We start from the raw sequence: 16,992 nt of genomic DNA, 5'->3' as shown, positions 1-16,992 counted from the left end.
CCCCACTGATTATTAGCCCACACCAATCATAAATCACGTGTGCTTTTTGTTTTTCAATCACCTCAAACTCGTACATTACATATGATGTGGAGGAAAAAGAAAAAGTAGGCATTTTTCTTATAAATGAAAGAAAAAGAAGGTGAATTAGGGAATGTTGACTGAGATGCATATTGCTGTCATAGGAGGAGATGCACGGCAGCTAGAAGTAATTCGCAAGCTAGTCGAACTGGACGCGAAACTTTCATTAATAGGGTTTGAACAGTTAGATCATGGCTTCACAGGGGCAGCAAAAGAAAGTATACAAGATTTAGATTTCACTTCTTTAGATGCGATTATTTTGCCGGTTGCAGGGACGAATGCCAAAGGAGAAGTAGATACTATTTTTTCAAATGAAAAAGTTTCCATAACGAAAGAACAAATTGAAAAGACGCCAGAAAACTTTACTATATATTCAGGTATTGGTACACCTTACTTGGAAAATCTCGTGTCTACTACAAATCGCAAACTGGTAAAATTATTTGATCGTGATGATGTTGCAATCTATAACTCTATTCCGACTGTAGAAGGTACATTAATGATGGTTATTCAACATACTGATTACACAATTCATGGGTCGAATGTAATGGTTTTAGGATTTGGTAGAACTGGTATGAGTGTAGCAAGAGCCTTTCAATCATTAGGAGCACATGTCAAAGTTGGAGCGAGACGTTCGGAACATATTGCTCGTATTACAGAAATGATGTTTTCTCCTTTTCATATGCAAGACATTGAGAAAGAAGTAGGCAATATCGATATTGTTATTAATACAATTCCGCATCTCGTGGTAACGGCAAGTGTACTTTCACGGATGCCTGCTCACACGTTAGTTATAGATTTGGCTTCTAAGCCAGGTGGAACAGACTTTCGTTATGCGGAAAAGCGAGGCGTGAAGGCACTATTAGCACCTGGTCTTCCTGGAATTGTTGCACCGAAAACAGCAGGGCAAATTTTAGCGAATGTTCTTTCTCAGTTATTAATAGCAGATGCAAGTGCAAAGGAGGAGGATGAGAAATGAATTTAAAGGGGAAACGAATTGGTTTCGGATTTACAGGTTCACATTGTACGTATGAGGAAGTTATGCCACATCTAGAAAAGTTAATTGCAGAAGGTGCGGAAGTGCGTCCAGTTGTCTCTTATACTGTCGAATCAACAAATACTAGATTTGGCGAAGGGGCAGAATGGATTAAAAGGATTGAAGAAATAACGGGATTTAAAGCAATAAATTCAATTGTCGGAGCAGAACCATTAGGACCGAAAATCCCGCTAGATTGTATGGTAATAGCTCCTTTAACTGGAAATTCGATGAGTAAATTTGCTAACGCGATGACAGATTCTCCAGTATTAATGGCGGCGAAGGCGACGCTTAGAAATGGCAAGCCTGTTGTGTTGGCTGTATCGACGAATGATGCTTTAGGTCTTAATGGGGTAAATCTCATGCGCCTAATGGCAACAAAAAACATCTACTTTGTCCCATTCGGCCAAGATGCACCAGAGAAAAAACCGAACTCAATGGTAGCTCGTATGGAGTTACTTGAAGATACAGTATTAGAGGCGTTACAAGGAAAGCAATTACAACCTGTTGTTGTAGAAAAATTCAGATATATGAATTAAAAAACGAAAAAAAACGGACAATTTTTGATGAAACCATCATTCTTACTGTAGAATATGATAAAATTAACGTTATTAAGATTAGAAGGGGCATCGTAGCTCCTTCTAATTCTAAGTTATAGAAGGATTGGTATCTAGAAAGGGGCATAGTGATGGAAAAGCAAAAAACTTTTCATGTCGCTGTAGTTGGAGCAACCGGCGCAGTTGGTGAACAAATGTTAAATACTTTAGAGAAACGAGAATTTCCAATTGGGAAGTTAACGTTACTTTCATCTAAACGATCTGCAGGTAAGAAACTTGTATTTAAAGGCGAAGAATTTACAGTTCAAGAGGCAACTCCTGAAAGTTTTGAAGGAGTAGATATTGCACTATTTAGTGCTGGTGGATCTGTATCGAAACAATTAGCACCTGAAGCAGCAAAGCGCGGTGCAATTGTTGTTGATAATACAAGCGCATTCCGTATGACAGAAAACGTGCCACTTGTTGTACCTGAAGTAAATGAAAATGATTTAAAAGAACATAATGGTATTATTGCAAATCCAAACTGTTCTACAATTCAAATGGTAGTAGCTCTTGAGCCAGTTCGTCAGCAATATGGTTTAACACGAGTAATCGTTTCCACATACCAAGCTGTATCGGGTGCTGGTGCGGCAGCTATTGAAGAACTTCATGAACAATCACAAGCAATCTTAAATGGAGAAGAAGTAAAGGCGAATGTTTTACCTGTATCAGGTGATGAAAAGCATTTCCAAATCGCTTTTAACGCTATTCCACAGATTGATAAATTCCAAGATAATGGATTTACATTTGAAGAAATGAAAATGATTAATGAAACGAAAAAAATTATGCATATGCCTGAATTAGAAGTAGCTGCGACATGTGTACGTTTACCAGTTGTATCAGGTCATTCTGAGTCTGTGTACATTGAAGTGGATAAAGAAGGCGTAACAGTAGAAGAAATGAAAAACTTACTTGCAAATGCAGAAGGTATTGTACTGCAAGATAATCCAGCAGAGCAGTTATATCCAATGCCTGCTACTGCAGTAGGTAAAAACGAAGTATTCGTTGGAAGAATCCGTAAAGATTTAAATAATGATAAAGGGTTCCATCTTTGGGTCGTATCTGATAACTTATTAAAAGGCGCTGCATGGAATTCTGTTCAAATCGCAGAGCGCTTAGTAAAATTACAATTAGTGTAAACGGCTAAGAGAAGGTGCAAAATATGAAAATTATTGTTCAAAAATTTGGTGGTACATCAGTACGTGATGACAATGGGCGTAAGCATGCGCTTCACCATATAAAAAAATCGTTAGCTGCTGGTTATAAAGTAGTTACTGTCGTATCAGCAATGGGTCGTAAAGGTGAACCGTATGCAACTGATACGTTATTAAGTCTTGTAAATCAAGAGGAATCTAATATTTCTAAACGTGAGCAAGATTTATTATTATCATGTGGAGAATTAATCTCAGCAATTGTTTTCTCTAATATGTTAAATGAGAATGGTATAAAAGCAGCAGCGCTAAATGGTGCACAAGCTGGTTTTGTAACGAATGCTGATTTTACTAATGCGAAAATCGTTGAAATGAATTGCGATCGTATACATGAAGAGTTACAAAATGTAGATGTTATTGTCGTTACTGGATTCCAAGGTCAAACGAAAAATGGAGATACGACAACACTTGGACGCGGAGGTAGTGATACTTCAGCTTCAGCATTAGGTGTTGCGCTTCATGCTGAATATATTGATATCTTCACAGATGTAGAAGGTGTTATGACTGCGGATCCTCGTATCGTTAAAGATGCACGTCATCTTCAAACGGTAACGTATAACGAGATTTGTAACATGGCTTACCAAGGTGCGAAAGTTGTTCATCCGCGTGCGGTTGAAATTGCGATGCATGCAAAAGTACCACTTCGTGTACGCTCTACGTATTCTGATAGTGAAGGTACTCTTATTGCGGCATATGATGGTGCTACAAAAGGGCAGGATGTAGAAGAACGTCCTGTTACAGGTATTGCTCACGTATCAAGCGTAACGCAAATTAAAGTACTTGCAAAAGAAACTGCATATGATTTGCAACAACATGTGTTTAAAGAGATGGCAAACGAAGGAATTAGTGTTGACTTAATTAATATTTCTCCTACTGGCGTAGCTTATACAGTAAGTGATAGTGTATCAGCTCGCGCTGAGGAAGTCTTGAAGCAACTTGGATATGAGCCAATTGTGACAGAACATTGCGCGAAAGTATCTATTGTTGGAGCTGGAATGGCAGGTATTCCAGGGGTTACTGCGAAAATCGTCACAGCTTTAGCGGAAAAAGGTATTCAAATTCTGCAATCAGCAGATAGTCATACGACAATTTGGGTTCTTGTAAAAGAAGCCGATTTAGTGGAGGCTGTGAATGCATTACATAGTGCATTTGAGCTTTCAAAAGAAAAGCAACTGGAACAATAAGGAGTGAGACCATGATAGATTTTGGGACAATTGCAACCGCGATGGTAACACCGTTTGATAAAAACGGTAATATCGATTTTGCAAAGACAACGAAATTGGTAAATTATTTAATGGATAACGGTACAACAGCAATCGTGGTAGGAGGAACGACAGGAGAATCTCCTACATTAACATCAGAAGAAAAAGTAGCGTTATATCGCCATGTCGTATCTGTTGTCGATAAAAGGGTGCCCGTAATCGCTGGAACAGGTAGCAATAATACGCATGCTTCTGTTGATTTAACAAAAAAGGCAACTGAAGTTGGTGTTGATGCAGTTATGCTAGTGGCGCCGTATTATAACAAACCGAGTCAAGAAGGGATGTATCAGCATTTTAAAACAATCGCTGAAAGCACTCCGCTTCCGGTTATGCTATATAATGTTCCGGGACGATCTATTGTACAAATCTCCGTTGATACAGTTGTTCGTTTATCAGAAATAGAAAACATTGTTGCGATTAAAGATGCAGGCGGCGATGTGTTAACAATGACAGAAATCATTGAAAAAACAGCGGACGACTTTGCGGTATACAGCGGTGATGATGGTTTAACGTTACCAGCTATGGCAATTGGAGCAAAAGGTATTGTTTCTGTAGCATCTCATGTTATCGGGAATGAAATGCAAGAAATGATTGCTGCATTCCAAGCTGGAGAGTTCAAAAAAGCACAGAAATTACATCAATTACTAGTAAAAGTAACGGATGCACTATTTATGGCGCCAAGCCCAACACCAGTAAAAACAGCATTACAAATGGTTGGATTAGATGTAGGTTCGGTACGTTTGCCGCTTCTTCCATTAACAGAAGAAGAAAGAGTAACGTTACAATCTGTAATGCAATCTATTCCTCGTTAATAAAAATGGCCTAGTGAAAAACTAGGTCATTTTTATTTTGATTAAATATATGTGAGTGGTAAAAATCAGCAGGGGATGGCATAATATTGGTTAGAAACTGCTTACAGAGATAAGATGTTTTAGTAAAAATCGCTTCATGTTTATGTAAAGAACTTACATGTATATTTTTCCATTAAACTCCTATCTAAGTAGGAAAAATAGTGGGTACGTTATGAAAAAATTCCTCGTAAATTACAACCTCACTTTAGCTTCTTCTCTAGTCTTTCGCATAATTTAACTTGTGTTCTATTTCTTGTATCAGGTATAATATGGCTAAGTAGCTTAGTACGGGTATGCTTAGCAAAATTGGAAAAAATTATGATTTAATGAAATTTTCATATCATATCGAATAAGATATTTGATTTATATAATGAAAGAGAGGTGAAACCTGGTTTAAAAAATAAACAAGGACATGATATCGCATAACGGTAAGGACATTCGTCTTGGACGGTGAATATATGGTGGTTGTAGAGTTTCCCCTGGTGTCTCTGCAATTTTAGTGAAATCAGTGTTTGCAAGATTTTTAAACCAGGCAACAACATGAAGAGAAAAGAGAATGAGTCTGTTAAAGTATTTGCTCTTGGCGGAGTAGGTGAAATCGGAAAAAACATGTACTGTGTTGAAATTGATTCTGAAATCTTTATTGTAGATGCAGGATTGATGTTCCCGGGAGATGAAATGTTTGGGATTGATATTGTTATTCCTGACATTACATATTTAGTAGAAAATCAAGAGCGAGTAAAAGGACTATTTATTACTCATGGTCATGAAGATCATATCGGTGGAATTGTTTATGTACTTCGTAAATTATCTATTCCAGTATATGCGACGAAATTAACGGTAGGACTTATACAAGAAAAGCTTGGCGAAGCAGGAATGTTAGGCCGTGTAGACTTAAAAACAATTGACTCGAATTCAACTGTTGAGTTTAATTCAACAACTGTGTCATTCTTTGGAACGACACATAGTATTCCGGATTCTGTTGGTGTTTGTTTCCATACATCAAAAGGTGCTGTAGTGTATACAGGAGATTTTAAATTTGATCAAACTCCAATCGGAAATAGTGGAGCGGATCTTGGGAAAATGGCTCAAATCGGAAATGAAGGCGTACTGTGCTTATTATCTGATAGTACAAATGCTGAACGTCCTGGCTATACTGGCTCGGAAAAAGAAGTTGGTATAGAGATTTCAAAAGTGTTCTATAGTGCAGAAGGTCGCCTTATTGTTGCTTCATTTGCATCGAATGTACATCGCATCCAACAAGTATTTGATGCAGCTGCCGAAACAGGACGAAAAGTAGCGGTAGTAGGACGTAGCATGGTAAAAGTGGTAGACATTGCAAGACGTCTTGGTTATTTAGATGTTCCAGAAGGTATGATTATTTCATTACAAGAAGTAGACAATTTCCCGGAGAAAAAGGTAGCTATTTTAACAACAGGTAGTCAAGGTGAGCCGATGGCAGCCCTTTCTAGAATGGCGAAGCAAGCTCATAAACAAATTTCAATTCGTAAAGGTGATACGGTTATTATTGCAGCTTCTCCAATTCCAGGAAATGAAATATCTGTATCGAAAATCATTGATTTGTTATTTAGAGCTGGAGCTGAAGTTGTTTACTACGGTGAAAGAAAAGTCCACGTTTCAGGTCACGGTAGCCAAGAAGAATTAAAACTGATGTTAAACTTAATGAAGCCGAAGTATTTTGTACCCGTACATGGTGAGTTCCGTATGCAAAAAGCACATGCATATTTAGCGGAAGATGTAGGTATTGCGAGAGAGAATATCTTTATCGTAGAAAAAGGTGATGTAATTGCTTTTGGCGACGATGAAGCAAACTTAGTCGGTAAAGTGCAAGCTGGCAATGTTTTAATTGATGGATTAGGTGTGGGCGACGTTGGTAACATTGTTCTTCGAGATAGAAAGATGTTATCTCAAGATGGAATTTTAGTTGTCGTTGTGACACTTGGTAAAGATGAAAAGAAAATCATCTCTGGTCCAGAAATTATTTCACGTGGTTTCGTATACGTTCGTGAATCAGAAGCATTAATCGAACGATCTACAGATATTGTACGTATGATTGTTGAACAATCAATTAAAGAGTATACAATTGAATGGTCTATGTTGAAACAAAATATTCGTGAATTATTAGGGCAGTTCTTGTACGAAGAAACGAAGAGAAAGCCAATGATTTTACCGATTATTATGGAAGTATAAAGAAGGTCACCTTTACAGGTGATCTTTTTCTTTTTTAACCCTATCGAATGAAATTTATAACTTAAGAAATAATAGTTATATACGAGTGAAAGGGGATGCGATATGACAGAACGTGATCGTTATACAAATGAAGAAAAGGAAGCTGAGCCGAAAGAAGCTTCTATAGTGGAGAAAATTCAACAGCTTGGACAAACGAATGTACCGCAAATGAATGAAGCACGTATTCATTGTTTAACAATCGTTGGACAGGTGGAAGGTCATGTTCAGTTGCCACCGCAAAATAAAACAACAAAATATGAGCACATCATTCCGCAAATTGTCGCGATTGAACAAAATCCGAAAATTGAAGGCTTGCTCTTAATATTAAATACAGTTGGAGGTGACGTTGAAGCTGGGCTAGCAATTTCTGAAATGGTGGCTTCACTTTCGAAACCAACTGTATCTCTTGTTTTAGGAGGAGGGCATTCAATTGGTGTACCGATTGCTGTCTCGACTGACTATTCATTTATTGCCGAAACAGCTACGATGACAATTCATCCAATTCGTTTAACAGGTCTTGTTATAGGTGTGCCGCAAACATTTGAGTATTTGGATAAAATGCAAGAAAGAGTCATTCGATTTGTGACAAAGCATTCGAAAGTAACAGAAGATCGCTTTAAAGAACTTATGTTTGCGAAAGGGAATTTGACACGAGATATTGGGACAAATGTAATTGGTGGAGATGCAGTGAAGTATGGTCTTATAGATGATGTGGGTGGTATTGGGAGTGCACTTCGAAAATTAAACGAGTTAATTGATGCGCGCATGGACGATCATACAGAAGGGACAATGCTACAATGATCTTATATACAATTATGCCAGAACAACTTGTATATCCGGCCGATTATTCACAGTGCGAAAGCCAAAAAGTTGTAAATATAAACGGTGTAGAATTAATGGTCTCTGAAGAGGATCATCAATGTTACTCTATTGTACGTGTGCTAAGTACGAATCCATCTCACTACTTAGAATTTGAGCCTGGGCAGAAAATAACCTTTTAGTAAAAAGAAGGATTTTGTTTAGAAGCTATGGTATAATATAAAAAACAAGACGGTTGAGCAGCCATGAGTAGGCTGCTTTCTTCTGTTTATTTAGCATTTTACAAGAAGTGTAAAAATAGAAGATATAAAGACCTGAAAAATAGAGAGAAAGACATATAAGTAGAGCTTTTTTATAAGGAAGTTGTACTTAATTTTAGAACATGAGGTGAAGAAATGGCAAAACAAAAGCAAAGAGGGACGAAGGCAAAGGCAAGACGTACGATAAAGCCAACTTTGTATTATGAAATCGTCGGTTTGACTCTTTTTGCACTTTCAATTATTACGATTTTACAGCTAGGTGTTGTAGGGAAATCGTTTGTGTTGTTTTTTCGCTTCTTCTTTGGTGAGTGGTACATAATTGGTGTGTTAGGTGTAATAGCTTTATCAGTTGCGTTCGTCATAAAGCGTGGGTGGCCGAACCTTTTAAATAAACGGCTAATTGGTGTTTATTTAATTGTATTAGCGATATTAATGTTTAGTCATATTACATTATTTAATCTTCTTACAAAAGATGGAGCAGTGCAAAATACATCTGTTATTGTTAGTACAAAAGATAACTTCTTTCTTGAAATGAAAAAGGGTCCAGATAGCGTTCATTTAGGCGGTGGTATGTTTGGTGCGCTTATGTTTGCAACATGCTACTTCTTATTTGATGAAGTAGGAGCATATATCATTGGAATTATTTTAGTTATCCTCGGAATACTTTGTATAACAAATAAGCATATTGGAGAAGTGCTTGCTCCAGTAGGAAGAATACTTAGAAGTCAATTTCAAGTGATGCAAGGGGATTATAAAGATTGGAGATCTAAAAGGGTCGCCGAGCAAACTGAAAAGAAAAAAACGACAAGAAGCACGCGCCGTGAACGTGTTGCCGAACAAGAAGAAGCTATTGAGCCGGTAGAAGAAATAGAAATTGGTCCACCAATTATTTCGAATTTTACTGAGAATTATCCAATAAGTGAAGAGACGGAAAAGCGTATTGAAGAAGAGAACGAAAATGATTCAATTACATCTCCGTTTATTGAAGAAGCAGTTCCGCCTACGCCAGTAGAGCAACCGCAAAAGAAACGAGGAGAAAAAATCGTTGAATCGCTAGAAAGTGAAACGAAAGCGCCACCTATGCAATTTTCTAATGTGGAAAATAAAGATTATAAGCTTCCTGCTCTTGATATATTGAAATTTCCAAAGAATAAACAACTTACAAATGAAAATGCGGAAATTTATGAGAATGCTCGTAAATTGGAACGTACATTCCAAAGTTTTGGTGTGAAAGCGAAAGTAACAAAAGTACATAGAGGTCCTGCAGTTACGAAGTATGAAGTGTACCCTGATATGGGAGTAAAGGTAAGTAAAATTGTTAGTTTAAGTGATGATTTAGCACTTGCTTTAGCTGCGAAAGATATTCGTATTGAAGCACCTATTCCCGGGAAATCAGCTGTAGGGATTGAGGTTCCGAATTCAGAAGTTTCTATGGTAACGCTTAGAGAAGTTCTAGATTCAAAGGCGAATAACCATCCAGAAGAGAAGTTATTAATCGGTCTTGGACGTGATATTACCGGTGAAGCTGTGTTGGCACGTTTGAATAAAATGCCTCATTTACTAGTGGCTGGTGCAACTGGTAGCGGAAAGAGTGTATGTATTAATGGAATTATCGTTAGTATTTTAATGCGTGCGAAACCGCATGAAGTAAAATTAATGATGATTGACCCGAAAATGGTAGAGTTAAATGTATATAACGGGGTTCCGCACTTATTAACACCAGTTGTAACTGATCCGAAAAAAGCGTCACAGGCGTTGAAAAAAGTTGTGAGTGAAATGGAGCGTCGCTATGAATTGTTCGCGCATAGTGGAACGCGTAATATTGAAGGATATAACGATCATATTAAAGAACATAATAGCCAATCAGAAGCGAAACAACCTGAATTGCCATATATTGTAGTAATTGTGGACGAGTTAGCTGATTTAATGATGGTTGCTTCTTCTGATGTAGAAGATGCAATTATGCGTTTAGCACAAATGGCACGTGCTGCTGGTATTCATTTAATTATTGCGACACAACGTCCGTCAGTTGACGTTATTACGGGTGTTATTAAGGCGAATATTCCATCACGTATTGCATTTGCTGTATCTTCCCAAACAGATTCTCGGACGATTCTTGATGGTGGTGGTGCTGAGAAATTGCTAGGTCGTGGAGATATGTTGTTCATACCAATTGGTGCATCGAAACCTGTTCGTGTACAAGGGGCATTTTTATCTGATGATGAAGTTGAGAGAGTCGTAGAATATGTTGTTGCACAACAAAAAGCGCAATATCAAGAGGATATGATTCCACAAGATGTTCCTGAAACAAGACAGGAAGTAGAAGATGAATTGTATGATGAAGCAGTTCAGCTTGTAGTAGAAATGCAAACAGCATCTGTTTCTATGTTACAACGTAGATTTAGAGTAGGATATACGCGAGCGGCTCGTTTAATTGATGCCATGGAAATGAATGGTGTAGTAGGTCCTTATGAAGGTAGTAAACCGAGAGAAGTACTCATTAAAGATGTACAAGAAAAAAGTTCTTAAAAAAAGCCTAATTGTTTTTACAATTAGGCTTTTTTATATGCTGTTTCTGTTATATACTATAGTTAGCAATTAAGAAAGGGCTTACATTTTAGAGTGTCCTTTAGAATACGAATGTTTTTCATTAAGTTTTTTTAAATGTTCGATATTCAATGTAGAAAAGTGTTGAATTATGTTGACACATATGGGAGCAAGTGGTACGATTACTTCGAAAAGAATCACTGCCTCATATAATCTTGGAGATAAGGTCCATAAGTTTCTACCTGGCAACCATGAATTGCTAGACTATGAGGGGAAAAGTGTGTAACAAAGGATGTAAGGGATCTTTGTGCCGAACTTTTTCTCGAAATGAGGAATGTTTATGGTGCAAAGTTTTTTTTATGGGATAAAGAGTGAAAATTTCATCTTGAAAAATTATTAATATTTATTCGACAATTATGCTTATTTTTAGTATGTAGTAATTTATACTATGTTGTAAGTTGAAAAAAGAGAAAAGAAGTCTTACATCAGAGGTCGAATAATTGAAATGCGGGGGAGTCTTATGTCAGTAAAATCGGATAGTCGTCACCTATATTTACGGGTGATTGATCACATCAAAGAAAAAATTAAAGATGGTGCTTACAAAGAAAAACAAAAGCTACCTTCAGAGTTTGATCTAGCGAAAGAGCTTGGTGTAAGTAGGGCAACTTTAAGGGAAGCATTGCGTATTTTAGAAGAAGAAAATGTTGTTATTCGTAGACATGGTGTAGGGACATTTGTAAATTCGAAGCCGCTATTCTCTTCTGGCATAGAGCAACTTTCTAGTATTACAGATATGATTTCTAGTGTGGGGAAAACACCAGGAACAATCTTCTTATCATCATCTACAACAACTTTAACAGAAGAAGAAAAAGAGAAGTTTAATAGTGATGATGGATTTAGTGCAGTGATGATTGAGCGTGTTCGTACAGCAGATGGGGAACCTGTTGTGTACTGTATCGATAAGTTAGCGAAAGAGATACTACCAGATTTATCGGGATACAATGAGGAATCATTGCTTACAGTCATACATAATAACACGCACAAGCGTATCACATATGCAGTTGCTCACATTGAGCCAATAGGTTATCATCCGAAAATTTCACCGATTTTAGAATGTGAGCCTGAAACGGCACTGCTAGTTTTAAAGCAAATGCACTATGATCAAAATGATGAGCCAATCTTATATTCTATTAATTACTTTAGAGCTGACAAGTTTAGCTTCCACGTATTAAGAAAACGTATGTAGGTAAGTTCCTTTTTAGGGAGGTGACATCAAGAAGTAGGGGACAGCAGCGTATAAAAAATAGACATATCATTTCAGGAGGGGTTTCTAGTATGAAGAAAAAAACAGGTCTTTTATTATCGTTAACGTTAGCGGCAAGTGCAGTGTTAGGTGCATGTGGTAATTCGGATAAGGTGAGTAGTGATAAAAAGAGTGATAAAGACTTTAAAGTTGGTTTGGTAACAGATGTTGGGGGCGTTGATGATAAGTCATTTAACCAATCTTCTTGGGAAGGGTTACAAAAGTTTGGTAAAGATAATGGCTTAAAAGAAAAGACAAATTATCGTTATCTTCAGTCTGAAAAAGAAGCTGATTATATTCCGAATTTAAAAAAATTCTCAAAAGATAAATATGATTTAACTTTCGGAATTGGTTATAAATTAGAGGGTGCAATTAAAGAAGTGGCAAAAGAATCTCCGAAACAACAATTTGCAATCGTAGATACTGTTGTAGATGCACCGAACGTAACAAGTATTACATTTAAAGATCATGAAGGATCATTCCTTGTAGGTGCTGTAGCAGCTATGTCAACAAAATCGAATAAAGTAGGATTTGTTGGTGGAATGAAGAGTGATTTAATTAGTAAATTCGAAAATGGATTTAAAGCTGGGGCAAAGGCAGTAAATCCAAATATTGAAATCGTATCTGAATATGCAGAAGCATTCGATAAACCTGAAAAAGGTACAGTTCTTGCATCAGCAATGTACGGTCAAGGTGTAGATGTTATTTATCATGCTGCTGGTGGTACTGGTAACGGTGTATTCACTGAAGCGAAAAACCGTAAGAAAAAAGGTGAAAATGTTTGGGTAATTGGTGTTGACCGTGACCAAAATCAAGAAGGTATGCCTGAAAATGTAACGTTAACTTCAATGGTAAAACGCGTTGATATCGCTGTAGAAAAAGTAGCGAAAGAAGCGAAAGACGGCAAGTTAAAAGGCGGTAAAGTAGAAGCGTTTGGTTTAAAAGATGAGGGTATTGGCATTGCAAAAACAACTGACAATGTGAAAAAAGTTAACCCTGAAATTTTAACAAAAGTAGAAGAGTTTGAAAAGAAAATTACAGATGGTGAAATTAAAGTGCCAGCTACAGATAAAGAGTATAAAGAATATGAAGCTTCTCTAAAAAAATAATAGAGAAATAGCAAAGGTTAGTTCATAGAACTAACCTTTGTATGTATAAAACTTCCGAATTGCTTAATAAGTTAATAGTGTAATAGGGGAATGTTCCCTGTTAAAAGGAGGAACACAATGGAATACGTAATTGAGATGAATAACATTACGAAAGTATTCCCAGGCATTGTAGCGAATGATGATATTACGCTGCAAGTAAAGCAGGGAGAAATACATGCTTTACTTGGAGAAAATGGTGCAGGGAAATCCACATTGATGAATGTACTATTTGGTTTGTACCAACCAGAACAAGGTGAAATTAAAATTAAAGGAAATTCTGTAAAAATTACAAATCCTAATATAGCAAATGACCTTGGGATTGGAATGGTCCATCAGCACTTTATGCTTGTTCATAATTTTACAGTTACAGAGAATATTATTCTCGGAAATGAACCGAAGAAAAAAGGGAAAATTGCTGTTGAGGAAGCTGCGAAAGAAATTAAACAATTATCTGAACAGTACGGCTTAGCTGTTGATCCAAATGCGAAGATTGAAGATATTTCGGTTGGGATGCAGCAAAGGGTTGAAATATTAAAAACACTTTATCGCGGTGCAGAGATTTTAATATTTGATGAGCCGACTGCGGTGTTAACTCCCCAAGAAATTCATGAACTTATTCAAATTATGAAAAAGCTTGTGCAAGAAGGGAAATCTATCATTCTTATTACTCATAAATTGAAAGAAATTATGGAAGTTTGCGATCGCTGTACGATTATTCGTAAAGGAAAAGGGATTGGAACTGTTGACGTTGCAAATACGGATGAACATAAACTTGCAGAATTAATGGTCGGACGTCAAGTGAATTTTAAAACAGAAAAAATAGACGCTACGCCAAAAGAAGAAGTACTTTCTATTGCAAATCTTGTTGTTCAAGATGCACGCCAATTACCTGCTGTAAAAGGCCTTGACTTAACTGTTCGTGCGGGGGAAATTGTTGGTATTGCAGGGATCGATGGAAATGGACAAAGCGAATTAATAGAAGCAATTACTGGTTTACGAAAAGTTGAGTCAGGTTCTATTGCAATTAAAGGTAAAGAAATAACGAATTGGCCTGTTCGAAGAATTACAGAAGAAGGAATTGGTCATATTCCAGAAGACCGTCATAAGCACGGACTAGTTCTTGATTTTTCTGTTAGAGACAATATAGTTTTGCAAACGTACTATAAAAATCCATTTTCAAAGAAGGGGATTTTAAATTTCAGCAAAATCACAGAAAAAGCAAAGGCACTCATTGAACAATTTGATGTACGTACACCCGGTGAACAAACGCTAGCACGCGCTCTATCTGGAGGTAATCAACAAAAAGCGATTATTGCACGTGAAGTAGATCGTAATCCGGATTTATTAATTGCAGCACAGCCAACACGTGGTTTAGATGTAGGTGCGATTGAATTTATTCATAAAAAATTAATTGAGCAGAGAGATAATGGTAAGGCAGTATTGCTCCTATCTTTAGAGCTGGATGAAATTTTAAATGTAAGTGATCGAGTTGCTGTTATATATGAAGGGAAAATTGTAGCGATTGTTGATGCGAAAGAAACGAACGAACAACAGCTTGGATTATTGATGGCTGGAGGAACAAAGAAAGAGCAGGTGGGTACAAATGGCTAAAAAACTTTTAACAGAGCGAACGATAAATATTTTAGTCCCAGTACTATCCGTTATTTTTGGTTTAATTGTTGGAGCGATTGTAATGTTGGTTAGTGGCTATGATCCAATTGTTGGTTATAGTGCACTTTGGACAGGTATGTTTGGTAGTGCAAGTGCGATTGGTGAGACGCTTCGCACTATGATACCACTTATTCTTGCTGGATTATCGGTGGCATTTGCATTTCGTACAGGTTTATTTAATATCGGGGTAGAGGGTCAATTGTTAGTTGGTTGGCTTGCGGCGGTTTGGTTCGGTTATGCAGTTTCCCTACCAGCTTTTCTTCATATTCCATTATCTATTTTATTTGCAGCACTGGTAGGCGGAATATGGGGATTCATTCCTGGGTATTTAAAAGGAAAGTTTCAAGTTAATGAAGTTATTGTAACAATTATGATGAACTATATCGCGTTATATGTAACATATGACATTATTAAGCGTTTCTTACATGCGGGTAATGATAAAACGTACGACATTAAAGAGAGCGCATCACTATCTTCAGATTGGCTTGCTTCCATTACTGATGGTTCACGCCTTCACTGGGGAATCATTGTAGCAATTTTAATAGCTATCTTAATGTGGTTCTTATTAGACCGAACAACTTTAGGCTATGAATTAAAGTCGGTAGGGTTTAATCAAAATGCTTCTCAATATGCAGGTATGAAAGTTTCCCGTAATGTAGTATTCTCCATGACAATTGCTGGTGCATTTGCGGGGATTGGTGGAGCAATGGAAGGGTTAGGAACATTCCAAAGTATGACAGCGATGTCTTCGTTTACAGGAGTAGGATTTGACGGGATTGCTGTAGCATTACTTGGAGGAAATAACCCGTTTGGTATTATTCTTTCAGCATTATTATTTGGTGGTTTGAAAAGTGCTTCCCCTCAAATGAACTTTGAGGCAGACGTACCATCAGAGCTAATTAATGTAATTATTGCATGTATCATCTTCTTTGTTGCATGTAGTTATGTTTTAAGATGGGCGCTTACACGCATGAGCAAGGAGGGGAAATAAATGAGCTTTTTAGATATATTAGCCATTCTTGTAACTGGGACGTTATATACATCAGCGCCTATAATTTTTACAGCATTAGGTGGTGTATTTAGTGAACGATCGGGTGTTGTAAATATCGGGTTAGAAGGACTAATGCTATTTGGTGCATTTATTGGAGTTGTTACAAACCTATTAATGGGTGATACTTGGGGAACGATGACCCCATGGATTGCGTTATTATTTGCAGCAATTGGTGGTGGATTATTCGCATTACTTCATGCGTTAGCATCTATTACATTCCGAGCTGATCAAGTTGTAAGTGGTGTAGCGATTAACTTCTTATCTCTTGGCTTAACAGTATTTGCAATCAAGAAAATTTTTGATAAAGGGCAAACTGACTTTATTCAGTACCGTATCGAAAAGATTGACATTCCAGGTCTTTCAGATATTCCAGTTATCGGAAAAGTATTCTTCTCAAACGTACCAATAACGTCGTATATTGCCATTATTTTAGCATTTGTTGTTTGGTATGTTATTTATAAAACACCGTTCGGTCTTCGATTACGTGCTGTTGGTGAACATCCAATGGCAGCGGATACGATGGGGATTAATGTATATAAAATGCGTTATATAGCCGTTTGTATATCAGGAGTGTTTGCTGGGATTGGTGGAGCGATTTTTGCAATGTCAATTTCTAATAACTTCTCAGGGGCAACTATTACAGGACAAGGTTTCTTAGCTTTAGCTGCTATGATCTTTGGGAAGTGGAACCCACTAGGTGCGCTAGGTGCAGCTCTATTCTTTGGTTTTGCACAATCTCTTAGTGTAACAGGTGGAACCATTCCTGTATTAGATCAAATTCCAAGTGTTTTATTAACGATATTACCGTATGTATTCACAATATTAGCACTTGTTGGTTTTGTAGGTCGATCTGAAGCCCCGAAAGCATTAGGAACGCCTTATGAAAAAGGAAAACGATGAGTATTTAGAAAG

The 16,992-nt window shown here is 37.1% G+C and carries 14 protein-coding genes and 1 riboswitch; all 14 genes read left to right on the top strand.

Annotated elements, in window-relative coordinates; translation table 11 throughout:
- Positions 1–151 precede the first annotated feature (151 nt).
- The 14 genes from dpaA (at position 152) to VK90_RS07300 (ending at position 16,980) form a co-directional block, all read left to right on the top strand.
- Positions 152–1,054 (top strand): dipicolinic acid synthetase subunit A, encoded by a 903-nt coding sequence (dpaA, locus tag VK90_RS07365; protein ID WP_048371616.1) that lies wholly within the window; start codon positions 152–154, stop codon positions 1,052–1,054.
- Positions 1,051–1,650, top strand: coding sequence for a dipicolinate synthase subunit B (gene dpaB, locus VK90_RS07360; RefSeq protein ID WP_048371614.1), 600 nt, complete (start codon positions 1,051–1,053; stop codon positions 1,648–1,650). The genes dpaA and dpaB overlap by 4 nt, the downstream gene beginning before the upstream one ends.
- 149 nt (positions 1,651–1,799) lie before the next feature.
- Positions 1,800–2,846 (top strand): aspartate-semialdehyde dehydrogenase, encoded by a 1,047-nt coding sequence (gene asd / locus VK90_RS07355; RefSeq protein WP_002173075.1) that lies wholly within the window; start codon positions 1,800–1,802, stop codon positions 2,844–2,846.
- Between the two features lie 23 nt (positions 2,847–2,869).
- Positions 2,870–4,102 (top strand): aspartate kinase, encoded by a 1,233-nt coding sequence (dapG, locus tag VK90_RS07350; protein WP_025148355.1) that lies wholly within the window; start codon positions 2,870–2,872, stop codon positions 4,100–4,102.
- 11 nt (positions 4,103–4,113) lie between these two features.
- Positions 4,114–4,992 (top strand): 4-hydroxy-tetrahydrodipicolinate synthase, encoded by an 879-nt coding sequence (dapA, locus tag VK90_RS07345; RefSeq protein ID WP_002173073.1) that lies wholly within the window; start codon positions 4,114–4,116, stop codon positions 4,990–4,992.
- Between the two features lie 579 nt (positions 4,993–5,571).
- Positions 5,572–7,242, top strand: coding sequence for a ribonuclease J (locus VK90_RS07340; protein ID WP_025148357.1), 1,671 nt, complete (start codon positions 5,572–5,574; stop codon positions 7,240–7,242).
- Positions 7,243–7,344: 102 nt separating this feature from the next.
- Positions 7,345–8,082: a translocation-enhancing protein TepA gene (gene tepA, locus VK90_RS07335; RefSeq protein ID WP_025148358.1), complete on the top strand. Its 738-nt coding sequence runs from the start codon at positions 7,345–7,347 to the stop codon at positions 8,080–8,082.
- Positions 8,079–8,282 (top strand): YlzJ-like family protein, encoded by a 204-nt coding sequence (locus VK90_RS07330; RefSeq protein WP_002173070.1) that lies wholly within the window; start codon positions 8,079–8,081, stop codon positions 8,280–8,282. Before tepA ends, VK90_RS07330 begins: the two co-directional genes overlap by 4 nt.
- A gap of 213 nt (positions 8,283–8,495) precedes the next feature.
- Positions 8,496–10,889: a DNA translocase FtsK gene (locus VK90_RS07325; RefSeq protein WP_048371612.1), complete on the top strand. Its 2,394-nt coding sequence runs from the start codon at positions 8,496–8,498 to the stop codon at positions 10,887–10,889.
- Positions 10,890–11,092: 203 nt separating this feature from the next.
- Positions 11,093–11,194, top strand: a riboswitch (purine riboswitch).
- A 233-nt stretch (positions 11,195–11,427) separates the two neighbouring features.
- Positions 11,428–12,153, top strand: coding sequence for a GntR family transcriptional regulator (locus VK90_RS07320; RefSeq protein ID WP_048371610.1), 726 nt, complete (start codon positions 11,428–11,430; stop codon positions 12,151–12,153).
- Positions 12,154–12,242: 89 nt separating this feature from the next.
- Complete coding sequence (locus VK90_RS07315) at positions 12,243–13,319, top strand: BMP family lipoprotein (protein ID WP_025148362.1); 1,077 nt, start codon at positions 12,243–12,245, stop codon at positions 13,317–13,319.
- A gap of 117 nt (positions 13,320–13,436) precedes the next feature.
- On the top strand, positions 13,437–14,969 hold the full coding sequence (locus VK90_RS07310) for an ABC transporter ATP-binding protein (protein WP_048371608.1): 1,533 nt from the start codon (positions 13,437–13,439) through the stop codon (positions 14,967–14,969).
- Positions 14,962–16,020, top strand: a complete 1,059-nt coding sequence (locus VK90_RS07305) for an ABC transporter permease (protein WP_048371606.1) — start codon at positions 14,962–14,964, stop codon at positions 16,018–16,020. The genes VK90_RS07310 and VK90_RS07305 overlap by 8 nt, the downstream gene beginning before the upstream one ends.
- Positions 16,021–16,980, top strand: coding sequence for an ABC transporter permease (locus VK90_RS07300; RefSeq protein ID WP_025148365.1), 960 nt, complete (start codon positions 16,021–16,023; stop codon positions 16,978–16,980).
- Positions 16,981–16,992 lie beyond the last annotated feature (12 nt).

The sequence above is a fragment of the Bacillus sp. LK2 genome, assembly GCF_001043575.1.
Lineage (GTDB): Bacteria > Bacillota > Bacilli > Bacillales > Bacillaceae_G > Bacillus_A > Bacillus_A paramycoides.
The sequence above is the reverse complement of the archived record's forward strand: the minus strand, read 5'-3'. Positions and strand labels throughout refer to the sequence as shown.